This window comes from Longimicrobiales bacterium, assembly GCA_029245345.1.
In the GTDB taxonomy this organism is placed as follows: Bacteria; Gemmatimonadota; Gemmatimonadetes; order Longimicrobiales; family Gaopeijiaceae; genus CALFPJ01.
Genome location: JAQWPM010000010.1, coordinates 7,501 through 31,153, shown reverse-complemented (window position 1 = coordinate 31,153; position 23,653 = coordinate 7,501). Strand labels below are relative to the sequence as shown.

Below are 23,653 nucleotides of genomic sequence, written 5' to 3'. Positions count from 1 at the left end.
TGAAGAGAACCCCCAGTAGCACTCGCATGGCTTGCAACCGGATTGGTGTTGCTGGCAACTGCCGTGACACTGTTTTTCGGTCGGGATTACCTCTGCGGCGGTAGCATCGTCGTCAGCATAATCATCCCGTTCATCGCTGCGATTCTGATCGTGATCGTGTGGCGCCAGTACGAAAAGCAGCGAACCAAGGAGTTCAAACAAGTTGCTGAGGAGATGGGATCCATTTTCTATCCGAAGGGCGACGACATGCAATTCCGCTGTTCTCCCAAGGGCGTTCCAGAAAGATCCGGAATATGCTGCACGGCGGCTCGGAACAGCTTGAAGTTGGGATTTGCGGCTATCAGTATACGATCGGTGGCGGCGCACATAGTGATACAGTACCAGAAAGCGTTATCTATTTTCGCTCACCAGAGTTGAACCTCCCCCAGTTCGCCCGCCGTCCGGAGAATCTCTTCCACAAAAGAGGCAGTGCGTTGGGCTATCAGGACGAAGAAGGGCTTCGGGTGTTTCGATTGTTCGCGTCCTCTCAACCTAGCTAGCCCCTAGCTCCCCCCTCCGTGGCACCCAGCCACCCTTAGCCAGCAGTGTTCTGCTCGTCCTGAGTTGCGGCCCCGCGGGTTGTCCAAGCACAATTGGGGCAACTTCGGATTTATACACCGCAACCGTTCCATATAGAAGCCTAGGGATTCGGCACCGTATTGGTAGCTCAACCGGATAAAATGCTATGAAGAAGACATGGCCCTTCCTTTTCGTACTCGCAACAATCGGCCTTTCTGGTCAGGACATTCAGGGCCAGTCATTCCCGACAGACGACGCGGTCATCCAACAGATGTGGGACGAGGGGATGGGAAGCCGATCGCAGGTCGTCAACTTGGCCCAAGCACTTCTCGATTCGATCGGCCCGCGACTCATGGGTTCGCCCGGTTTTGATGCTGCTGGTGACTGGTTGATTTCCAATTACACGGCCTGGGGTGTCAGCGCAGAAAGGCAGGTATACGGCACCTGGACCGGGTGGGATCGTGGCTACACGCACCTTGATCTTGTCGCACCTCGGAAACGAACACTGGAGGGAACCATCCTTGCCTGGAGCCCGGGGACCGAAGGCCCAATTGAGGGTGAGGTGATTGTACCGCCACTGTTCGCGAATTCTGACGAATTCGAGGCGTGGTTGCCCCAAGTCGACGGTCGAATTGTCGCGATCTCCCTGGCAGAGCCGACCTGCCGCGAAGATCAGTCTTGGTTGGACCACGCGACACAGGAGTCTTTCCAGGCGCTGAACGCCGCTAGGGATGAGGCACGGCAAGCATTTGGGATGTCAACACGGGCTATGGGACCTGGGGCTCCGGAGAGAATTGCGGCGGCGGGTGCGATCGCAGTTTTAACTGGGCGTTGGTCTGCAGGCTGGGGCGTGGACAAGATCTTCAGCTCTCCGACCACGGGCATACCCGGGGTCCATCTGAGCTGCGAGGACTACGGCCTTGTTACTCGATTAGCAGAGAGGGGACAGTCACCTAGGATCCGGATCGACGCCCAGGCTGAATTTCTCGGTGAGGTTCCGGCATTCAATGTGGTTGGCACAATTCCCGGCACCGAGTTGCCAGACGAATACGTGCTCCTGAGTGCGCACCTTGACTCGTGGGACGGAGCTTCAGGTGCAACCGACAACGGCACCGGTACGGTCATGATGCTTGAGGCGATGCGGATTCTGAAGGCAGCGTATCCCAACCCGCGTAGGACAATCATGGTCGGACATTGGGGAGGCGAAGAGCAGGGGTTGATCGGCTCGGCAGCTTTTGTAGCCGACAATCCGGAGGTTGTCGACGGTTTACAGGCCGCGTTTAACCAGGACAACGGGACTTGGCGGATTGATTACATACGGATGCAGGGATTCACCGGTGCCGGCGCGCATTTCGGTAGATGGTTCTCAAAAATGCCGGTGGAGATTACCGGCCAAATAGAATTGGATATTCCCGGGGTTCCGGAGACTGGCGGAAGCGATCATATGTCTTTCATCTGTAAGCCCGTTCCGGGATTCCGTCTCCAGTCGAACTACCCGGATTATCGGCAATACACCTGGCATACCAACCGAGACACGTTCGATAAGGTTGTTTTTGCGGACCTCCGTAATAACGCGACCCTTGCCGCGATGCTCGCGTACCAGGCGTCAGAGGATCCAGAGCGGGTGCCCGCGGACACCCGGGTCTTGCCCACCGATCCGCGTACGGGTCAACCTGGACAATGGCCTCAATGTCGGCCGCCGAGGCGCAGTCCGGGTGATGGACTATGACGAGCATCGTAGGCAATCCATTTGATCAAATCTTTTTTGCGCAGGGGATTTTCTAATTTCAAATTGAGTAGGAGCCCCAGACCCCGAAAAATTATCTGCAAAAATTTAGACCCACTATATCGAATGCTACGAATGCGAGAAGGAGATCAGCGACAAGGCACCCGCCTGTCCGCATTGTGGGGCCCCTAAGGGCGGGAAAAAGGACGGTGCGTACAAGACCTACTACGAGAACGGTAAGTTGCGGATAAGGAGCACCTAAAGGACGGGTTTCGAGACGGACCGACTGAGGGCTACCACGAGAACGGTCCGTTACAGCAGAAGCTCACCTTCATAGCGAGTCCGCTCGTTTTCCTGGCGCTAGCCGCGCTGGCGTGTATCATCCCGGCACGGAGAGTCGCACGGATCCACCCGGCTGCTGTCGTGCGGGGTGACTGAGCTGGAATAGAACAAGCGCAGCCTAGGGGAATGGGCCTCCAGTGCATCGATTCGGGCTAGTCGAACAGTATTACGGAGAACACAGTTATGGCGACCGATCCTAGGGATATCATGAAACTTACGGCCACGGCGACCGATCGCAGGGACTTCCTGAAGCTCGCCGCGGCAGCGGGGGGGGCAGCCGCTCTGACGCTCAGCGCCGCCGCATGCGTTCAAAAGAAGGGTGAGGACGGCGAGAGTCTGGTTGGATCTCCGAAGAGAGCCCTCCGGATCCTCATCCTCGGCGGCACCGGTTTCATTGGCCCTTATCAAGTTCGGTATGCGCTGGAACGAGGTCACTCGGTCACGATCTTCAACCGGGGACGTACCAACACCCATCTCTTTCCCGAAGTGGAGAGGCTTGTCGGGGACCGCAACGGGCAGTTGGACTCGTTAGCGGGGCGGACATGGGACGTCGTCTTCGACAACTCTCGATCCAATCCCGATTGGGTGCGCCTGTCTGCCGAGTTCTTGAAGGACTCCGTGGACCGGTATTTCTACGTCTCGTCACGCTCCGCGTATAGCGATACGAGTACGGTCCCCATGACCGCGGACGCGCCGACCTTCACGTATGAGACAGCTGGGGTCAGTCGGGATGCGGAGCAGCTGCCGTACGGTCTCGCGAAGGCGCTCTCCGAGAGAGAAGCCCAACGTATTTTAGAAGGCCGCACGAATATCGTGCGACCTGGGCTCATCATCGGTCCCGACGACGAGACAGACCGTTTCACATATTGGCCTGTGCGTATCCATCGGGGTGGAGAAGTGCTTGCGCCTGGTGACCCGACCGACCCCGTGCAAATCATCGACGTGCGCGACCTGACTGAATGGATGATCCGCATGGCCGAAGACGGCACGACTGGGGTATTCAATGGTGTAGGACCGAGGACGCCGCGTCCCATGGCGGAGCTTCTCTACGGGATCCGTGGCGTGACCACGGCGGAGACGACGTTCACTTGGGTGAACCGTGAGTTCCTCAGCGAGATCGGTATCCGCCCTTATTCAGATATGCCTGTCTGGAGACCACCGACCGAAGGATCTGAGGGCTTCGCGCGATTCGACCTCACCCCAGAGATCGAGGCAGGACTGACGTTCCGGCCGCTGGCGGTCACTGCCCGCGACACCTTGGAATACCACTTCTCTCGCACTCCTGAGCGGCAGGCAGATTTTAGAGCGGGCATCTCGGCGGAGCGCGAAAAGGAAGTCCTGGCTGCCTGGCACGCCCGGCGCTAGGAACGCTTACATGGAGCCAGTGGCCGATCGCGACTACTTGAAGTCCGCCGCCGCCGCGGCACCGGCGCTCACGATCGTATCGGCACGCGAGCCACTAGATGTAAAACGTACCGAAAATGCGGCCGTATCCTCGCTCCTTTCGCCTCAGGCGCTCTGGGTTGATGAGACCGATCAGAGCGCTAACGTGCGTGCGGGCGTGCGCGGGAACGTAGTTCTGGTTCCTCCGCAAACCGGAACCCCTCCCAATGCACTGGAACCATTCGTGAGCAACCGCCACGGGCCCACCCCCCTCCGTAGCATCCAGTTTTGAATAGCGCTCCGATGAAGGTGCCGCTGGGACGAGAATTGACCGATTGAGTGCTATCGCCTAAGCGTACGTTCCCCAACCTCAACCTCCGTCGAAATCATGCGCAGTGAACATCAGCAGGCCCTAGCGAGCCGACGAGCCCTCGCCCCCACTTTTTTGGCGGCAGCGGTCGTCTTGGCGCTCGCCGCCTGTGATTCCCCTCCGACCAGCTTCGACGAGCTCGCCGAGGCGAGACTGCCACAGATCGAAGGTTCGATCCAGATCCCGTCACTGCGGGCCGAAGTGGAGGTGATCCGGGACTCGTGGGGCGTTCCTCACATCTTCGCCGACAACCTCGACGACCTCTTCTTCGCTCAGGGCTTCGTTCAGGCACAGGACCGGCTCTGGCAGATGGACATGTACCGGCGGGCCGGCGAGGGTCGCCTCGCTGAGATCCTCGGGCCCGAGGCACTCCGGCACGACCGCGTCGCGCGCCTCCTCAAGTACCGTGGTCCTTGGACCGACGAGGAGTTCAACAGCTACCACCCGGAGGGGCGGCGTATCTTGCAGGCGTTCGCGTCGGGCGTGAACGCATACATGGCCCACGCAGAAAGCGCCGGCGAGTTGCCGGTGGAGTTCGAGATCACCGGCATCCGACCCCTCCCGTGGTCGATCGAGACGCCGCTTCTCAGGATCGCGACCGCGATGCCCACCGGCGATGCTCGACGTGAGTTTTCGCTCGCGCAGAGCGTTGAGGAATTCGGAGCGGCGGAGGCCAACCGGAGGGCGCGGCCGACTCCGTACCGTGACCTGATGGTTCCGAGCGACGTGGACTATTCGATCATCGGCGACGCCGTGGCCGCCGGCCTCCGCGGCTTCCAGGGAACGGTCGTCGAACCGCCCCTCGTGGCCCCATACGACTCCTGGGTGGACGCGCAAGTCTCAGCCAACCTCGGCGCTCGGGAGAACTCACCGGGCAGCAACAACTGGGCGATCAGCGGTAGCTTGACCGCCAGCGGCGAGGTGATCGTCGCGAACGATCCGCACCGAGGCGTCAACAACCCGTCGCTGAGGTACATGGTGCACCTCAACGCTCCGGGTTGGACGGCGATCGGTTCCACCGAGCCGGTCATCCCGGGTGTTGCGATCGGCCACAACGGACGCGTCGCGTGGGGCCTCACGATCGTCGGGACGGACCAGTCCGATGTCTACGTGGAGGAAGTGAATCCGAACGATCCCAACCAGGTCCTCTGGAACGGGGAGTGGGAATCGCTCCGCATCGAGTACGATACGGTCCTCGTGAAGGGAGCCGCACCCGAGGTTGTCGAACTCAAGTTCTCCCGTCACGGTCCCATTTTCTATGAGGACGCAGAGAACCAAAAGGCGTATGCGCTGCGCTCGACGATGCACGAGCCGGGGTCGACCGGATACCTGGCGGCGCTTCGCCTCAACGTCGCGGACGACTGCGTCGAATTCCTCGATGCGCTCGACGCCTGGATGGCTCCGACGGAGAACATGGTCTGCGGTGACGCGGACGGGAATATCGCCTGGCAGGCGTCAGCTCTCTCTCCGAAACGAGACGGGTGGCAGGGTCGTTTGCCCGTCCCCGGAACCGGCGCGTACGAGTGGGACGGATTTCGCGACGACCTCCCCCGGGAGTTGAACCCGGAACGCGGATGGATCGCGACCGCAAACAATGACATTCACCCCGAGGGATACGACCCCCCCCTCTTCTTCAAGACCCAGGGCCCGTTCGAGCGCTTCGATCGCGTCTCCAGCCTGCTCGCCGGCGGCAGCGACTTCACCGTCCAGGATTCCCGCGATCTGCAGCATGACGCCTATTCGGCCTCAGCGGCGACATCGCTGGAACTTTTCCGCGGATGGACCTCCGACGATCCGGAGATCGAGGGGTACCGGCAGGAACTAGTCGCATGGGACGCTGTGTACGACCGCGACAATCGTGCGGCAGCCATCTTCGGGCAACTGCGCCTCATCTTGTCGGGCGGAGGCCGCGGGGGGGGACCGGCTCCAACCAATATCGACCCTGAGGCGGCACTCACGACCGCGCTCGAGCGGCTCCGTGAGCAGCAGGGCGACGATCCGGCGCAGTGGCGGTGGGGGCGCACGAATCGGAGTGAGTTTCCCCACTCGCTCGTGTCCGCATTCGACATACCCGCGGTCGAGCGGCTCGGCGGTGGGGGTACGGTGGCCGCAGTCGGCGCAACGTATCGGGAGATCATCGACTTCTCCGATCTCGACGGCTCGGTCGCGACGAACGCACCCGGTCAGTCCGGCCGTCCCGGAAGCCCCTTCTACGGCAATCTCGCGCAGAGCTGGGCCGACCAGGAGTACTTCCCGATGTCGTTCAGTCGGGAAGCCGTCGAAGCGAACGCGGCGTATCGGCTGAGGCTCGTGCCGGGCGGCTGACCCCGGGTCAGTTGTTCGTCGCCAGGCACGAGAGTCGCGTCAGCCTTCACCTGGATCAAGCTGCAATTAGTGAGGCTATGACGGCCACACGCCGACCCTGCGGCCTAGCTGACGGCAACGAGCCCCCTCCGTGGCACCCCGCTATCCAGCACTGTTCTGCTCGTCCTGATTTGCGGGCCTGAGTGGCACGGAGCAGAATCGGGGTATGTGCCAGCTACTCTCTGACATCGCAGTGATCCCCGACCATGACCGTCGTGGTACGACGTTTGAGCGGGCGGTGAAGTGGCTGCTCGAGAACGCGCCAGAGACACGCCATCAGTTCAAGAAAGTATGGCTGTGGGACGACTATCCTGATCGCGGGGGTGGGGACCTCGGGATTGGTCTCGTAGCCGAGACCCTTGGGGGTCGAGGGAGTAGACGACGACATCTGCGTTCGGCAAAGCAACTAGGACGATGGGCCACGTGGCGAGGTGGTGTAGATCCTCCGGGGTGACCTTCCTGGCCAACCTGCTCGCATCCATGACGATGCCGCTCTACTGGCGGAGCCCTCTATTATTAGATAACAGTGTGTAGAGCTAGCTCTTGTTTTAGAAAGTCTAGGAGGATTCAATGCTGAAGAAGCTGATGACCATCGGGTTATTGAGCAGTGCGACCGTCAGTTGCGCGGATGCCCAGACTAGCGCGGACGACCAGGACGTGCTCGTCGTGGGCGCCCAGATTAGCGCGGACGCTCAGGCTAGTGAGGGGGCAACTCGGATATCGATAGCATCGTACAGCGTTCGCTTTAGTGATATCCCTGCGTTTTCTGCCCTCTATAGGGGTGCGGCAGTGCCTATAATGGAAACCCTAGTGGAAGATGGAATGATCGGGGGTTATGGCGTACGGATGCATAACGTGGGTGGTAAGTACAATATCCGCTGGAGTTTATCAGGTATGGAAGGAAGTAATTTCGAACAAGCTTGGACAGCGATCACTACTGGATTAGATGCTGCGGATTCTGAAGCATTAGAGGCATTCAACAGGAGTATTCTGGCTCACAAGGACGAGATCTGGACTCTTGGTGCGCGGAATGTGGAATCACCCGATGAAGCAGCCTACCTGTACGAGAACCTTTTTAAAGTTAATCGAGCTGACTTGGCCAAATGGAATGAACTTTGGGGCGAGGTCCTGCCAGCGCTTGATGTAGCAATCTCTGATGGACTCATGAGAGGATATGTGGTAGAGGATCATAATATGGGTGGTGAATTCAACTGGAATCTGGTCGTCTTTTTCGATGACTGGGATACCATTGATGATGCCCAGGTTGTTTTCTTCGAGAACATCCCCCTAGATCATGAAATCTGGACCATGGCTATCGCCCACAAAGATGAACTGTGGGCACAAATGCCAGACATGAACTGAACACGATACGTTATCGATCCCGAGCCGTTCTGCTGCTCTGTCGGATTTGATGGATCAACCGAAAGCCAGACAGTCAGGTCACCCCGCTTTTTCAGACCAGCCTCGTATTCGGGCCAGTTCCGCACCCGAGACTGAGACTTCGCATACTTGTATTGGCTGCGCTCGGGATACTTCATCGGTGGGGACCTCGGGCAGGGGGCGTTTCGTCCTCATCGGGTAGCTAATCCCGGAGCCATGCACCAACGCCGCTCTGGTATGCGGCATGACTCTTGATCTCACCGTCGCGCAGTCGGTGCCCCCCCCTCGCTTGTGCGCATCCGCGCCGAACAGAAAATTCGCGTCTCGCGGCTTGCCCCCTCGCCGTCGTGGTCCTATTTGTTGCGGCCCGTTTGTCCCGGTACTCAGGAGTTGTTCTGATGCGTTCTAGACTCGGCGCCTTTCTGTTCGTAGCGCTCGCGCTTGCCACTCCCGCCCAGGCTCAACAGGCCAACTCGGATCGGCTGACCCACCTGGACGTGTTCAATCTCGAGTATGTGGGCGATCCGCAGCTTTCACCGGATGGGTCGACCATCGTGTACGTGCGCCGGTATGCGGACGTCATGACGGACATGAACTACTCGAACCTCTGGGTCATCAAGAGCGATGGCTCCGGGCACCGGAGGCTCACCACCGGGGACTTTCAAGACAACGTCCCACGCTGGTCACCGGACGGCACACGTGTGGCGTATGTCTCCGATCGCGAGGGGATGCCACAGATCTTCGTGCGCTGGATGGATACGGGCGAGGCCGCACCAGTGACCGATCTCACGGAGCCCCCGATGGGCGTCGAGTGGTCGCCGGACGGTGCGCAGATTGCCTTCGCCAAGCTCGTGCCCGAAGCGGCGCTCGTGATCGGTGAGATGCCCGAGGCCCCGGCCGGAGCGGAATGGGCCGCACCGGCCAAGTATACAGATGATATGGTGTTCAGATTCGACGGTGTCGGGGAGGTTCCGCCGGGAAACACGCATCTCTTCGTCGTTCCTGCCGAGGGGGGCACCGCGCGCCAAGTCACGGGAGGAGCCCGGAGCTATGGCACCGCCTTTGGCGGGGCCAGCTTCGGTTGGACGCCGGACAGTCGCAGCCTCGTAGTGTCTGCCAATCTCCGGGAGGACGCGGAGATGGCGATGAGGGATTCCGAGATCTATGAGATTTCGGTTTCGGACGGCTCTCAGGTTCAGCTCACGGATCGTCGGGGGCCGGATGGTTCTCCGATCGTTTCGCCCGATGGCCGCCACATCGCCTACCTGGGCAACGAGGAGCGGAACCTCGGGTACCAGCTGACGAAATTGTATGTGATGAATCGCGACGGGTCGGGTGCTCGGAGCATCTCGGATCACCTGGATCGTACGGTCGGATCGCCGCAGTGGGCACCGGACGGAAGCGGGATCTACGCCGCGTATACGGATCAAGGGGACCCGAAGCTGGCGCTCTTTTCGCTTAACGGCAGTCACGAGGTCGTTGCCGAGGAGCTCGGATCAGGCCAGTCGGCATACGCGGGCGCCGCGGGCTATTCACTCGGAAGCGACGGCTCGATTGCGTTTCTGACCAACGGGCCACACCGCCCCGGTGATGTGGCCGTGATGCGCCGAGGAGGCGGGGTCAGCGTACTCACCGAGGTGAACGCCGATCTCTTCGCTGGTAAGGAGCTTGGCGAGGTGGAGGAGATCAGATGGGAGTCTTCGATAGACGGTCGCGAGATCCATGGCTGGATCATCAAGCCTCCGGGATTCGACCCCGCTCAGAAATACCCGCTGATTCTGGAAATCCACGGCGGACCGTTCGCGGCCTACGGCGATGGCTTCGACGTCGAAAAGCAGATGATGGCGGCGGATGGCAACGTGGTTCTCTACACGAACCCACGCGGCAGCACGAGCTACGGAGAGGACTTCGGAAACCTCATCCACCACGCGTATCCGGGGGACGACTTTTACGATCTGGACTCCGGTGTCGACGCGGTCATCGACCGGGGGTACATCGACGAGGACAACCTATTCGTGACTGGGGGGAGCGGGGGTGGCGTGCTCACGGCGTGGATGGTGGGCAACACCGATCGCTTCAGAGCGGCACTTTCGTTCTACCCGGTCATCAACTGGTATTCGTTCAACTTGACCGCCGACATCGCCGCGATGACGACCCGCTATTGGTTTCCCGGCAACCCGTGGGACAACGTCGAGCACTACGAGAGCCGCTCGTTGCTCTCGGTCGTGGACAACGTCACAACCCCGACGCTCATCATGACAGGGGAGGAAGACTGGCGGACGCCGATGTCCGAATCGGAGCAGTACTACAAGGCTCTGAAGTTAGTGGGCGTGGAGACGGTTCTCGTCAGAGTCCCCGGTGAGTCACACGGGATCTGGGGACGACCGAGCCACGGTATTTCGAAGATGACGACCCTCAAAGGCTGGTTCGATAAGTACCGAGTGCCGACGCGACCGGTCAGCTGATCAAGGACTGAAGGGCGGCTGAGGCAGGGGAGCGAGGAAGGGGTGATGCGGAGCGACTCGACCCGACTTCCTGAGTTCGATCCATCGCTCGGGGAGCATATGCGCGCCGAGGCTCGCTCGCCAAAGCGTAGTGCGGATGGTTCGCACGGAGATCCGCAGCGCAGCCAAAAGAATGTCTGCCCCATGATTACGATGACGCGAACGGCGACCGAGAAGGTCCTTGACTTCGTCTGGGAGCATGGCGCCGCAGGGTAACTCGGGACTCCGCGTGGCGGTGCTCCCTGGTGGATGCTCGGGCTTCCAGCACGGGTTGAACGTAGAAGAGGAACCCGAGGCCGACGACGACATCATTGAAGTAGACGGCGTGAAGGTGTTCGTGGACCCGTTCAGTGCGCAGTACCTGGAGGGGGTCGAGATCGACTGCGTCACGAGCATGATGGGTCAGGGCTTCACATTCCGGAATCCTAGCTCGAGTGGCGGCTGCGGGTGCGGGAGCTCGTTCACCGTCTGACGGCACCGCCTCCGTGGATCTCGGGCGTGCCACCATCGCCGTCCGAAGGGAGGCAGGCAGTGAAGAAGTCGAACTCACAGCGCATCGCGTACCGGTACATGCCGGCGACTTCACGACTGTCCTCGGCCAGATGATCGAGCAGTGACTCGAGCTCGCTGGCCAGTGCTTCGAACTCCGGGCTGGAGTAGGTGGCGATCCAGTCCCGATAAGGGTTTCCAGAGTGGTCGTGGGTGGCCAACCCTTGGCCTAGGTGGGCATAAAGCCGCATGCAAGGCGTCATCGCTGCCACGATCTCCCCCACTTCGGCGGTCCATGCCGTGTGAAGCAGGAAGTCCGTGTAGGCCCTCGTGGCTGGGTATGGCCGGACGTTCACCAACTCGATGCTCAGACTCTCGGCATACCCCTCGTGAAGCTTGAGTTCGTCGAGCACACCCCCCATGAGCCGGTGCAGTCTCTGGGCCACGTCGATCTGCTCTACTGCCTTGGCCGTGGCCAGGGCATAGGCGCTGAAGAAGGCCCCCAAGAAGAACGCGTCCTGGGCCACATAGCCCCTGAACGCATCCGCATCCAGGGTCCCGTCTCCCAGCCCTTGGACGAACGGATGGACTGAGCAAGCCTGAACCTGCGTGAGATTCTCCTCCCACAGGGTGACGTGCAACGGCTGAGTCGTCATCTCCTTCTCATCCCTACCAGGTCATCCGCCAGAAATCCCGCTCGTGGCGCATCACCTCGTTGAACTTCTGCTGCTGCCGATTGGTGGCGCTAGAACCTGACCGGGATCACGATCACACCGCTCTTCGACTACTGCATCTCGCCAGAGCCAGAGTTCCACATGTCGAGCGTCACCTTCCAATTGCCGGAACTGTCTTTCCTCCAAATGTGGAGGTCTCGGTCGTGGTCTGTGGTAATGCTTCCATCTGGCGCGGTGTAGGTAAAGTGGAGCATGCTAACTGTATAGCCCATGCTGCCATCTTCCGAAATCGCGGAGGACAGGTGCTCGAACTCGGCGGCTGCGTTCGGATCCGACAAACCCGCTTCGAACAAGGCACGCACCGAAGCGTTATCGGAGAGCATCTCGGCGTTTGGTGGATAGAAGAGCGCGTCATCTGCGATCCATGACATGATTCCTTCCAAGTCAAATGCCGAAATAGCCCCGGTGAACGCCACGTTCGCGGCCTCCAACTGAGAACGCTCAGTCTCGTGGTTTATGGGTGCAGTCTCCGTCGCACACGCAGCGATACTGCCCGCGATGATGAGTGAAGAGACGCTTCTGAGTCCGAGCATGAGAGTCCTCTGAACAGAGTGGGTTAACAAATGACTGTAGTGCCATAAGACCCGCTCAAGCCACTGCCGTCAACATGAGACTTGTTTCTACAAGTGAGACCACCAGTAACGGGCACGAGTGTGCTGCGCCTCCTCCCTCCATTGGTGATAGATGACGCAGGGATTGATCGTGTGGCCGCGGCTGTGATCGACGTCCTAGGTACACCGGTGTGAGTGCCCGCCGGACCTCGACGGCTGCGCCGGGCGAGTACCGTGGTGATTTCCTTCTGGTGTCCGCCCCGCTCGTGTGGCCACCACGAAGGGTGCTCCCACCGTCATCAAGTGACGTAGGCGGAGCTTCGTACCCCTCTCGTCGTCCGTGATCGTTCCACACAGCTCTGTCCGTTTCCCGCCGGTCTGCACGCATCGCTCGCCCCGGTCTCGTTTCAGGGGGGCACGTCGGTGGCACCCAGCCACACCGAGCGATCAAGCAGTGTTTTTCGCGTCCCGAGTTGCGAGCCTAAGTGGAATGGGGCAGAATTGATGCATGGGCCTCGGCTGGGCTATAGCTATTGATTTGGTGAAATAAAACAATGATTAGAATCAACTCTTCAAGCTCTGTCGTTTCCCTGGCGATCCTGATCTTCGTGTCATCAGGCCTGCCACTCGCCGCTCAACAAAGTGAAGACTTTCAGCCACGGAACGTCATTTCGGCCAACCCGTTTGGACTTATGCTGGGGTTATTCAACGCAGAGTACGAGCGTGTCATCTCTCGGACCAGCACAATTGGCTTTGGGGGTTCCACTATAGAAGTGGAAGCGTGCTGCGATGAGATGGAAAGTGATTTTTCGGTCGAAACTCAACGATATGTCAACCTTGACGTGTTCTGGCGGTTTTACCCAGGCAGTAACCGGACCCGGACGTACAGAGCTCCTGTCGGGTGGGCATTTGGCGTGAAGGCGGGCATTACCGGGGTAGAGGGTGAGACCTACTTCGGTTATGGCTTTGATCTCAATCGCAGCTGGGTCCTAGGACCAAACGACAACTTCTATGTCGGCCTCGGGATTGGCCTAAAGCGACTCGTCGGAGCCTCACAGGACGTGGATCTGACGCTTATACCAACGATCCGAATCGCGAACGTCGGCTTTATTTTTTGATCATAATGACAATTGATAGATCATAAGTGCGGTCGCTCGGAATAAGGTGAATCCTTCTTGGGAACGCCGTTTTCCCGCGCCTGCGCATATGTTCGCGAACGGTGTGCCCTCAGCCGTCCCTCTGCTCACACAAGCACAGAGCCTCCACGGGGAAGGCGCCGCATGACTCGTGAGCAAATAGGGGCCCAACGACTGTCTCGCGAGTGGCTGGAGGCGCATCCCCCCGGTGGCCACTAGCCCCTCCCACCGCACTGGAGACCTTCTTATGCGCCCATTCCTGATCCTGGCAACTGCTGTTGCGCTCACGCAGTGCACGGCGCCTCCCACTGACGAAGCACAAAAGCCCCGTGTCCTGATTCTAGTCGTGGACGGATTGCGCCCGGACTACGTGACTCCCGAACTCATGCCTCGCCTGAATGCTCTGGCAGAGCAGGGTGTTCGGGGCCTCGCTCATCACGCTGTCTTTCCTACTGAGACGAGAGTAAACGGCCCCTCGATCTTCACAGGGCGTTATCCGGGCGGTCACGGCCAGATGGGAAACACCGTCTTCTTCGAGCAAGTGGACTCGAGCCGCGTCCTCAATGCCGGAGATGCTGCGGACCTCCGCCTCATCGACGAAGCGACGAACTCCGCGCTCTTAACGGCCCCCTCACTGGGCGAGATCCTGGAAGAGCAGAGCCTGACCTATTTCGCAGCTTCGTCCGGAGGAAGTGGATCGGGACTTCTGATGAACCACCGGGGTGCCAGTGCCGGCTTGGTCCACCACACCTTCGCGCTTCCGGACACACTGGACTCGATCGTGGAAGAGCTATTGGGTCCGGTACCGAGCATCCCGACGGGTAGCCCCTCGGTGCCTCTGGCGGCACGCGCCATCGATGCCCTCCTGCGTATCGGTGTGGACCGGGCAGATGCGGATGTGCTCGCAATCTGGGTCACCGAGCCGGACGGCACGGGACACCGGCACGGAGTCGGGGCTCCCGAAACGCTCTCGGTGCTTGCTGACGTCGATGCCGAGATCGGGCGGCTGCTCGACGGGCTGAAGGAACGTGGAGTTCTCGCCACGACGAACATTCTCGTCACCTCTGACCATGGCTTCTCGACCCGCACGGGCTCGGAGTCCACATCGGCCCTTCTCGTGGAAGCGGGGCTCAAGACCTCGTCCACCTCCACGGACGTCGTCGTGGCAGGCAGTGCCATCCATGTCAGGGAAGGCGGTGAAGAACGCATCAGTAGCATCGTCCAACTGCTTCAAAAGACTGACTGGGTCGGCCCGGTATTCACGCGCACCGGTTCACCCGAAGCTGAAGTCGGGAGCCAGGCTGGCACAGTCGCGTTCTCCGCTGTGGGTTGGAGTCACGAACGCTCTTCAGACATTCTCGTGAGCCCGAACTGGAGTGACGCCGTGAATGGGTTCGGATATGCCGGAGAGGTCACAAGTCCCGGAGTTGCTGGGCACGGAAGCTCGAGCCCATTGGACATTCGGGCGACTTTTCTAGCATCGGGACCTGACGTGAAGCCGGGTGTGACGAGCAGGGTCCCGACTGGGAACATCGATATCGTCCCGACAGTACTAGCTCTTCTGGGCACATCCGTCCCTGACGGGTTGGACGGCCGAGTGATTTCAGAAGCGCTTCTGGACGGGCCCGACGTCGTGGACGTAGAGGTCGTCGCGGATTCCATCGTAGCTACCACGGGTCTCGACGGCCTACGCTACACGCTCACGGTACATCGATCTTGGGTAGGTCCCACGATGTACTTCGACGGAACGTCCGTGAGTCGTAGGCGCTGACCGGCTCCATTACCGTGCGCGCTACGCCATCGCCGAAGACTCAACTTCATCTCTCCAGGATCGTATTGAGCATGCCAAGCCCTTGCCGCCTCTTGATGTTTGGTGCCGCCCTTTTGGCGCTTCTCCTTCTGCCGAATGTTTCACAAGCCCAGGTCGACCCGTCGCTCTTCCAGTCCATGAGCTACAGAAACATAGGCCCCTTCAGGGGCGGGCGGGTCACCACGGTCACCGGGATACCAGGCCAGACCTACACGTTCTATATGGGGGCCACCGGTGGGGGCGTCTGGAAGACGACGGACGCGGGTACGACGTGGCAGAACATCTCCGACGGCTACTTCAACACCACCGGCATCGGAGCCATCACGGTGGCGCCGTCCGATCAAAATGTCGTGTACGTCGGTACAGGGGAGTCACCCGTACGGGGCGTGAAGACATCCCATGGCGACGGAGTCTATAAATCGACCGACGCGGGTGAGACCTGGACGCACATGGGCCTCGAGCCAACCCGGCACATCAGCAGGATCATCGTTGATCCCAACGATCCGGACCGGGTGTACGTGGCAGCCCAAGGAAACCCATGGGGCCCTAATGCAGAGCGTGGGATCTACCTCTCCGAAGACGGCGGAGAGACGTGGGACAAGATCCTCTACGTCAACGAGGACTCCGGCATCGTCGACCTCACCGTAGACGCAGCAAATCCGAATTTCATGATGGCCACGTCGTGGGACTTCCGCCGGAAGCCTTGGGTCGTGAAGAGTGGCGGCCCCGGCAGCCGTGTTCACAAAACGACCGACGGCGGTGAGACGTGGACCGAGATCAACGCCGGCTTACCTGACTTGAAAGGCAAGATGGGGATCGCCATTTCACCGGCGAACTCACGCATCGTCTACATGGCCATCGAAGCAGGCGAAGGGCAGGGCGGTGTGTATCGCTCGGACAACGCCGGCGAGACCTTCCGCCAAGTCAGTGACGACCCCCGCACCTGGGCCCGTGCGTGGTACTACATGCACATCATCGCGGACCCGAATGACGAAGACGAGGTCTGGGTGATGAACAGCGGCGCCATGCGTTCCATTGATGGAGGGCAGACCTACACGCGCATCCCAGACAGCCACGTCGATCACCACGCCCTGTGGATCAACCCCGACGACTCGGACATCATGATCAACGGGAACGACGGCGGCGCCTCGGTGACGTTCAACGGCGGCCAGACGTGGTCCACCGTCATGAACCAGCCGACTGCGCAGATGTACCGTGTGATCACCGACAATCAGTACCCCTACCGTGTCTACTCAGGGCAGCAGGACGCGAGTGGTATCGTCATCGACAGTCGCACGCTCGGGGGAGGTATTGGGCAGACACACTGGACCACGATCCGTTCCGGTGAATCCGCGACGATCGGCCTCGATCCTGAAGATCCAAAGTTCGTCTACTCCACCTTCTTTGCCAGCTTCCTCGGCGAATGGGATCGAGACACCCACGCCTATCGGATGGTCCGGCCCTATCCCGAACGTGTGACCGGGGAGGAGCCTCGCAACCTCAAGTACCGGGCCAACTGGAACGGCCCCGTCACCATCTCGCCGCACGATCCCGACGTGATCTACTACGGATCTCAGTACGTGATGAAGTCCACCAACCGCGGCAACAGCTGGGAGGTGCTCAGCGAGGACCTCACGCGAAATGATCCCGAGCACCAGGGCCGCGGCGGCTACCCGATCTCCAACGAGCAGATCACGGCGGAGAGCTACAACAACGTCTTCAACATCGAGGAGTCACCGCTGGAAGAAGGTGTGATCTGGGTGGGTTCGGACGACGGACTCGTCCACGTCACCCGTGATGGAGGGGGCACATGGACCAACGTCACGCCGGCCGGACTCAGTGAGAGCATCATCAACGTTGTCGAGCCGTCCCCGCACGATCCCGCGAAGGCGTACTTCGTGGCGGCTGGGTACAAGATGAACGACTTCGCCCCGCACATCTTCAAGACCACGGACTACGGGGCGTCCTGGGAGTCCATCGTCAACGGAATTCCGGGAAACACGTTCGCACGTTCCGTTCGCGAAGATCCCGATCGCATAGGCCTGTTGTATGCGGGGACGGAGACGGGCGTCTTTGTCTCGTTCGATGACGGTGGGGTCTGGCAGGAACTCCAGCTCGACCTGCCCGAGGTGCCGGTTACTGACCTACGAGTGCGGCAGAAAGACCTTGTGGTCGCCACGCAGGGGCGGTCGCTCTGGATTCTCGACGACCTGACCCCTTTGCATCAGGTCTCGGACGCCGTGGCTGAAGCCGAGCACTATCTGTACGACCCGCGTGATCCGTACCGGAGTATCGCGCGGGGCTACTACGCAGAAGGTGGCCCAGGAGAGAACCCGCCTGGCGGACTCCAGGTGAACTATGTCCTGGGTGATGCCGTTGCTGAGGACACGCCCATCTCGATGGAGATCCTGGATGCGAACGGCCGTATGGTCTTCTCGGAGCTGTCTCCAGACGACAGCACGGACTGCGCAGCGTCACCGCGTAGTCGTGCTCTCCGGCGGACCGCCGGGGCCAACACGTGGAGTTGGGACATGCAAGTGGGTCGCTTCGCTTGTATTCCTGAGATCACTGCCACGTCCCCCGGGTTGAGCGCCTATCCGGCTGCACCGGGGCAGTATCAGGCACGCCTGACCGTGGGTGATTTCTCCCAGACTCAGAGCTTCGAGATCCTGATCGACCCACGCTTGAAGGATGTCGCAGCAGACCCGGCAGCCGAATATGCGGAGTTGGATCGTATCTCCGCTTCGCTCCTGGCCGGTGCGACCGAGATGTCGCAGGGCGTCATGGACATGCGCCAGGTGAAGCAACAGCTCGATTTCGTTCTGGAGGTCTCTGCCTCAGCCGGGGTGACGGAACAGAGCGAAGCATTGAACGCCGCAGTGGACGCTTGGATCGCGAAGATCCTCCAACGGGAGTTGAAGACGTTTCAGAACGCCTATCAGCACGAGGCCAGGCTTCTCATGAAGTACAAGGACCTGCTGGGCCGAATAGGGGGCGCGAACGTCCCGGTAACGGACGGGGTCAAAGAGGTCGCGGCGGACTACCTCACGGAATGGAGCGAGTACGCGACTGAACTTCAGACTCTGAAGACGCGCGATATTCCTGAGCTCAACCAGGTGCTACGCGCGGCTGGGCTGCCTGAGATCTACCTGCCCAGGCCGGTGACCTGAGGTCTGCGGCTCAGGCTGGGGCGGCCACATGGGTCGCCCCGTCAGCGGAACTCTCCACGGTTTCTTTGAAGGCCAGGAGAATCTTCGGTAGTCCCCGGTTTGTCAGGGCAGCGCAGCCGTCCAGTGTTCTTCTGAGATCACCGCGATCGGTACTCCCCGAGCGCGGTAGTGGACCACCTCGTTGATCACTTTGCCGAAGGGCGCTTGGCACCAGTCGGCCGCGCCGATCGCTCCAAGGACCACATAGTCCGTGCGGCGGTTGATTCCACGCTCAGCCGTGCCCCCCAATTCCTGGACTTCTCGCTCGCAGGCGTGAGTCGGGCCGTACGCCATTTCTCCCGTGAATAGGAAGGTCTTGCCCTCGAACGTCACAGCGGGCTCCGGGACCGTCAGAGGTAGGTCAGTCGCGGTCGGAAATCCACCACCGAGCCCGCCTGGATTTTCCGCGAGTTGGCTAAGGAGCGCACCGAGGTGTTTCCGCTCGCGGCTGTCCACGTGCCCATCCGCGAAGATCCTCTCTAGTCGACGGGAGAGAATGTTGGCCGGCCACCGGGTTGCCACCTCCGGGTTTTCTCGAGTCCATTCGGAAAGGTGGTTCGCCTCGTCCTCGGACACGGAACCGTCTGCGATCACACCCCGAACAAGGCCCACCATTTCAGCTAGGCCTTGTTCGACTTTTCTCTGTGTTTGGAGTTTTTTCGCCCGGCCGCCGGCAGTCACCAGTTTCTACAAGCCTGCATGATCTCACGATCAAATTTTTGAGGATCATCCATCACTTCGTAGAAGTCTTCGAAAAACTCAATCACGTCCTCTTTGTGATCCTCGTCGAGCAGGGTGGACCCCTCGTACAAGTTCCATACGGCCTGACGCTGTCCGTCGAATAGTGCTCTCATGGGCTCATACTGCAGCTCTGGTCGGCAGAAGCCTCGATACAGGCGATCGGTGACCCTCCGGATCGACAAGCTAGGAGCGGGCGTCGCATAGCGGGTGTCTACGGCGCCGGAAAAGTCGAAGTCGTACGGTACCGGAAGGTACCGGCTGTCCTGAGTCAAAATGAGCTTCGCGTTGTGGAAGAACACGGGGGAGGAATCGGTATTCCCGATCATATAGTTGAACATAGAAGCGACCACGGCACCCTCGCCGTCCAGGAGGGCGGGGTGCATCTGCTCAAGGTCCTGAACCAAAGCGCTGTTCCGCTCGGCCATCCGCTCCTCGTCCTCGATCAGGAAGCCGATCTTAGTGCGGGAGTCGTAGTCGTCGTTGATATCGACGAACGTGATCTCCACAAGTCTGACCCGAAACGAGATCGGCGAGATCAACGCCTGGAGCTTGTAGACCAAGTACTCCTTGTAGATGTAGCGCTGGAAGTCGTCCCGAGAGTCGTGACACGGACTCACAAGTTTCAGCTTGTCCTGGCCCTCGAAGACCGTCCCTTCCATCTCACTCTTAGGGAAATCCAATCGGATCGGCGGAAAATTGCAGTTCTGCTTGTCACGTCGGAAGTTCCCACGGGTTCTCACCTCGACAGTTGACTCGGTCATCGAGCCGTCTAGGTCCCGGAACGTGACCGTCCCGTCGACCTCCATCGTGTCGATACGCCTGTCTCTCAGCCACTTGATGTCGGTCAGGAGCGTGATCTTAATTGGCTCCTCAGACTGAAAGAGCGGAGCCGCTTCTGCCTCCGCGGCCGCTTCCGCGTACTCGGCCGGCGTCGGGAACTCGACGACGTCCTGAGCCGCAGCGGAACCGGTGTAGGCAAGAGCGACAAGCACCACGAATGGAAGGGAGAATTGAACAGTCATCAGTATCCTCACTTGAGATGGTAGTGGTTACAATATCGGTATGATGCGGACAATTCCAAGGATTCCTTGCAAGGTACCCTACACCGGGCGCATCATGCTCGGTGTAGGAACGTCGATTCGCCGGATTCTCCCGGTTCGCCCCCTATCTTCGAGTGGTCATGACGCAGCCCCGTAATCCAGTGTCCTCCGGACGTGGCCTCGGTCGGGTTTTGGTCTACTACGTAGTCCTCGTGGCTGCGGTACTCGCGCTCGCGCAATACTTACCAGCCGTCGCGAACGCGATCTCGGGCCAGCGTCTGCAAGAGCTTTCCGCAGCTGACATCTTCGGCGCAGGCGCGCCGGCAGCGGTCGGCAGTCCAATTGCCGCACCCTCCACCTGGATGGGCCCGCTCCTGGCGCTGATCTCCATGGTCGGTGCGCTCGCGATCATGGTTCCGGTCACATGGGTTTATATGGTGACGCGCCGCCACCGCGGATACCACGAGTCGGTGGTGCACACGCTCCTGATTCTGCCGATCGCGGTGACCGGGATCGTGATGATCGTACAGAACAGCGTAGCGCTCGCCTTCTCACTGGCGGGAATCGTTGCGGCGGTCCGATTCCGGACCACGCTCGAAGACACTAAAGACGCGGTCTACGTTTTTCTGGCTATTGGCGTGGGTCTCGCCTCGGGAGTTCAGGCGTTAGGCATCGCTTTCGTACTCTCGGTTGTATTCAACGTTGTTGTACTCGTCTTGTGGCGGACCCAGTTCGGAAACATTTATGCGGACCAGAACACGAGATCTGGCCCTCTGGCCCTGGGGGATGTGCTCGCTGGACCGGCATCAGCCGCATCCGCGCTCCGAGTCGGCGATCCTGCCATCCTAGATGCGGCAGCTCCGGAAGATCTCGCAGAAATCGCCGAGCGTGCGGTCCGAATCGAGCGATACCTCGCTGGGGAACGCGAAAAGAAGAAGGAACAGCGCGCAAACGTCCTCGTATTGGCGCACGGGCCGAGTGCAGAAACCGCGCAAGCGTATGTCGATCAGCTGTTAGAGGAACTCGCGGTCCGCTTCAAGCTCCTGGAGATCGGTCCTGTAGAAGGCCAAGGGCATCTCCTTCACTACCTCGCGCGGCTCGATGGTCCTTCTGCAGAAGGCGCGGTCGTCGACCGGCTGCACAATGCACCCGATGGTGTAATCACCAGTGCAGAACTCCGCTCGCTCAAAGGCTTAAAGAAGCTCTAGTGAGATCCATCGGAATCCTCGTCCTGTTCGCTGCAGCGTTCAGTGCGACGTTTGCGGCGACGCAAGAACCAGGGTTGCTGTCGCGCTACGACCTCGGCACCAGATCCTTGCGCGCAGACCTGCCAGGCCGGTTGGCCGAGGTCTCAGGCCTAGCCATCACACCGGATGGTCGCCTGTTCGCCCACGATGATGAACGTGCGTGGGTGCATGAGATCGACGTGGAGACTGGCGAAGTCGGAAAACGGTTCATGTTCGGGAACCAGACGGCCCGCGACGACTTTGAGGGGATGGCGATCGTCGGGGAGCGGTTCTTTCTGATTTCGAGTGGCGGACTCCTCTACGAATCCCGGGAGGGTGCTGACAGGGAGGAGATGCCATACCGCGTCACGGATACGGGCATCGGAAGGCACTGTGAAGTCGAGGGGTTGGACTACCAGGCTAACTGGGACGAGTTGCTCATCCTCTGTAAGACATCCACGCCGGATCGTGGGACGATCGTTCTGCACCGTCTTCCCCTTGATCCAGACAAGGAACGGCGCCCGCCCATTGAAATTTCGCGGAGCCTTCTTGGGGCCTTCGGGCTCTCCAGCGATTTCCACGGATCCGCGGTTGTTTCTGATCCCTCAGCACCCAGCCTGATTCTGGTGGCAGCCCGAGAGGAGGCCATGATCGAAGTCTCTGAGGAGGGCCAGATCATCGCTGGGTTCAAACTGGCGCGTCGTCGCCATGCACAGGCCGAAGGACTCGCGATCGGCCCTGACGGCACCTTGTTCATAGCAGATGAGCAGAACGGACGAAGTGCACGTATCACGATGTACTATCCAACGAACCCGGAGGTCTCCCGGTGAGCCGCAGGCTCAACATCCCGATCCCCGATGCTCTGACGCTCGAAGCGATGGCGGGCGCCAAGCGGACTGCCCGCATGTCCGGCTGCCAATCGACCTATCAGCTGCTTCGCGAGACCTTCTTCGACACTCCAGAGGGGACGTTACGCGAGAATCAGATCACACTCCGACTGCGCGCCGAGGCGCGTGGGCGCCAGGTCCTGGAACTGCGCGTCCTGGATGCCGTGAATCTGCAGGGCGTCGTCGAAGAGACGATTCTTGAAACACCCGTCGTGTCTGGCGGGCTTTATGGCACACTGGCTGGCACTTCTGAAGTTGCGACCCGCGTTCGGGAGTTCACCGAGCTGGACGCACTTCGGCCTCAGGTCGCGTTGGACATCGATCGAGAAACGCGAGACCTGAAGGCCCGTTTCTGGCGCCGACCCCAACATCGAATCTCCTTCGATCAGATCGTGGCTCACGTTCCCGGGGCGACTCGGGCCTTTCAAGAGATCACCCTGATCGAGATGGGTGCCGGCGCGACTACGCTTGAAACGCTGGGGAATCGACTTCGGTCCGACTTCTCCGTCGACAACGATGGTCTGGACACGTTCGAGCGCGTCCGGCAAGCCCTTTCTACATCTCCGAAGGCGCCTAAGGCGGAGGTTCCGCAAGAGGTGCTCGTTACACCGCTGCTGCTTCTTGACGGAAAAGTGGCACTCATTGAAGCGAGAAAGGGCCTGACGCTCCCGCGCACGAGGGGTTCGGGTGAGGATCTCGCTCGCGAATACATCTCCGAGTTGCTCGAGCACGAGGGCGCCGAGCTGGAACTTGACCTCGTAGGCTTCGCCCCGATGAGCCAGGGGGGAGGGGACTTAGAGGTTTGGCTCCACCAACTACCGTCCATGGTCGAGCCGCCATCCGGCCTCGTTTGGATCCCGCTCGATGAGCTGATGGAACGCATCGGGGGACCGCGGCTCCGTGAACCGGGCCTCGTCGCGACGCTGCTGTTGCTTGTTCGGTCTGAAATCGGACTCAAGCTGCTGCGTGACGCTCCGGTCCGTCTAGGGGTTCCCACCGAGCTGCCCCTCGAGGCACGAGACGGGGGAACGAAGCCAGGGAAGGGGGATGATGATTATCTCGACCTCGAGCTGAGCATTCTCGAGTTCAATCAGCGTGTCCTGGAGATGGCAGAAGACGATTCGCTTCCGCTTCTAGAGCGGTTCCTCTTTTTGTCGATCTTCTCCGCGAACATGGACGAATTCTTCGTCGTCCGGGTCGGAC

17 protein-coding genes (1 of these 17 cut by a window edge) are annotated in these 23,653 nt (G+C 60.2%); 13 read left to right on the top strand and 4 right to left on the bottom strand.

All coding sequences use genetic code 11. The annotated features are described in order from the left end of the window. Positions 1-48: 48 nt before the first annotated feature. From P8L30_02610 to P8L30_02580, 7 genes are all read left to right on the top strand, one after another. The gene (locus P8L30_02610; GenBank protein ID MDG2239067.1) at positions 49-417 is read left to right on the top strand and encodes a hypothetical protein; all 369 of its coding nucleotides are present in this window, start codon (positions 49-51) and stop codon (positions 415-417) included. 307 nt (positions 418-724) lie between these two features. After that, the gene (locus P8L30_02605) at positions 725-2,287 is read left to right on the top strand and encodes a M20/M25/M40 family metallo-hydrolase (protein MDG2239066.1); all 1,563 of its coding nucleotides are present in this window, start codon (positions 725-727) and stop codon (positions 2,285-2,287) included. Between the two features lie 522 nt (positions 2,288-2,809). Further along, the gene (locus P8L30_02600; protein ID MDG2239065.1) at positions 2,810-3,991 is read left to right on the top strand and encodes an NAD-dependent epimerase/dehydratase family protein; all 1,182 of its coding nucleotides are present in this window, start codon (positions 2,810-2,812) and stop codon (positions 3,989-3,991) included. 406 nt (positions 3,992-4,397) lie between these two features. Next, positions 4,398-6,704, top strand: a complete 2,307-nt coding sequence (locus P8L30_02595; protein MDG2239064.1) for a penicillin acylase family protein — start codon at positions 4,398-4,400, stop codon at positions 6,702-6,704. A 609-nt stretch (positions 6,705-7,313) separates the two neighbouring features. Next, positions 7,314-8,105: a hypothetical protein gene (locus P8L30_02590; protein ID MDG2239063.1), complete on the top strand. Its 792-nt coding sequence runs from the start codon at positions 7,314-7,316 to the stop codon at positions 8,103-8,105. Between the two features lie 416 nt (positions 8,106-8,521). Beyond that, positions 8,522-10,588 carry a S9 family peptidase gene (locus tag P8L30_02585; protein ID MDG2239062.1) on the top strand — a complete coding sequence of 689 codons (2,067 nt, stop codon included), beginning with the start codon at positions 8,522-8,524 and terminating at the stop codon, positions 10,586-10,588. 220 nt (positions 10,589-10,808) lie between these two features. Then, the gene (locus tag P8L30_02580; GenBank protein ID MDG2239061.1) at positions 10,809-11,099 is read left to right on the top strand and encodes an iron-sulfur cluster assembly accessory protein; all 291 of its coding nucleotides are present in this window, start codon (positions 10,809-10,811) and stop codon (positions 11,097-11,099) included. On the opposite strand, the gene P8L30_02575 is transcribed toward P8L30_02580, so the two are convergent. Both P8L30_02575 and P8L30_02570 read right to left on the bottom strand, forming a co-directional pair. Continuing rightward, entirely contained in the window at positions 11,089-11,772 is a 684-nt protein-coding gene (locus tag P8L30_02575) for a TenA family protein (GenBank protein MDG2239060.1), read from the bottom strand. The two genes, P8L30_02580 and P8L30_02575, sit on opposite strands and share 11 nt — an antisense overlap. A gap of 128 nt (positions 11,773-11,900) precedes the next feature. Further along, positions 11,901-12,383 (bottom strand): DUF4440 domain-containing protein, encoded by a 483-nt coding sequence (locus tag P8L30_02570; GenBank protein MDG2239059.1) that lies wholly within the window; start codon positions 12,381-12,383, stop codon positions 11,901-11,903. Between the two features lie 572 nt (positions 12,384-12,955). Here P8L30_02570 and P8L30_02565 point away from each other — a divergent pair. The 3 genes from P8L30_02565 to P8L30_02555 all read left to right on the top strand — a co-directional run bounded on the left by P8L30_02565 (position 12,956) and on the right by P8L30_02555 (position 18,517). Beyond that, the gene (locus tag P8L30_02565; GenBank protein MDG2239058.1) at positions 12,956-13,519 is read left to right on the top strand and encodes a hypothetical protein; all 564 of its coding nucleotides are present in this window, start codon (positions 12,956-12,958) and stop codon (positions 13,517-13,519) included. A gap of 265 nt (positions 13,520-13,784) precedes the next feature. After that, the gene (locus P8L30_02560; protein ID MDG2239057.1) at positions 13,785-15,308 is read left to right on the top strand and encodes an alkaline phosphatase family protein; all 1,524 of its coding nucleotides are present in this window, start codon (positions 13,785-13,787) and stop codon (positions 15,306-15,308) included. A gap of 176 nt (positions 15,309-15,484) precedes the next feature. Then, the gene (locus P8L30_02555) at positions 15,485-18,517 is read left to right on the top strand and encodes a hypothetical protein (GenBank protein ID MDG2239056.1); all 3,033 of its coding nucleotides are present in this window, start codon (positions 15,485-15,487) and stop codon (positions 18,515-18,517) included. Between the two features lie 102 nt (positions 18,518-18,619). Here the strand turns inward: P8L30_02555 and P8L30_02550 are convergent, their stop codons facing one another. After that, positions 18,620-19,171, bottom strand: a complete 552-nt coding sequence (locus P8L30_02550; protein MDG2239055.1) for a BRCT domain-containing protein — start codon at positions 19,169-19,171, stop codon at positions 18,620-18,622. A gap of 62 nt (positions 19,172-19,233) precedes the next feature. Continuing rightward, positions 19,234-20,319 carry a hypothetical protein gene (locus tag P8L30_02545; protein MDG2239054.1) on the bottom strand — a complete coding sequence of 362 codons (1,086 nt, stop codon included), beginning with the start codon at positions 20,317-20,319 and terminating at the stop codon, positions 19,234-19,236. A 158-nt stretch (positions 20,320-20,477) separates the two neighbouring features. Here P8L30_02545 and P8L30_02540 point away from each other — a divergent pair, with 158 nt between their 5' ends. The 3 genes in view from P8L30_02540 to ppk1 are tightly spaced (each overlapping or abutting the next) and all read left to right on the top strand, a layout consistent with a single transcriptional unit that may run on beyond the window. Next, positions 20,478-21,545 carry a DUF4956 domain-containing protein gene (locus P8L30_02540; GenBank protein MDG2239053.1) on the top strand — a complete coding sequence of 356 codons (1,068 nt, stop codon included), beginning with the start codon at positions 20,478-20,480 and terminating at the stop codon, positions 21,543-21,545. Then, positions 21,545-22,393 carry a hypothetical protein gene (locus tag P8L30_02535; protein MDG2239052.1) on the top strand — a complete coding sequence of 283 codons (849 nt, stop codon included), beginning with the start codon at positions 21,545-21,547 and terminating at the stop codon, positions 22,391-22,393. The genes P8L30_02540 and P8L30_02535 overlap by 1 nt, the downstream gene beginning before the upstream one ends. After that, a protein-coding gene (gene ppk1, locus P8L30_02530; protein MDG2239051.1) for a polyphosphate kinase 1 crosses the window boundary here: on the top strand, positions 22,390-23,653 show its start. The gene runs 1,895 nt beyond the window's last position; the window shows 1,264 of its 3,159 coding nt (coding positions 1-1,264); it begins with the start codon at positions 22,390-22,392; its stop codon lies beyond the right edge, outside the window. Before P8L30_02535 ends, ppk1 begins: the two co-directional genes overlap by 4 nt.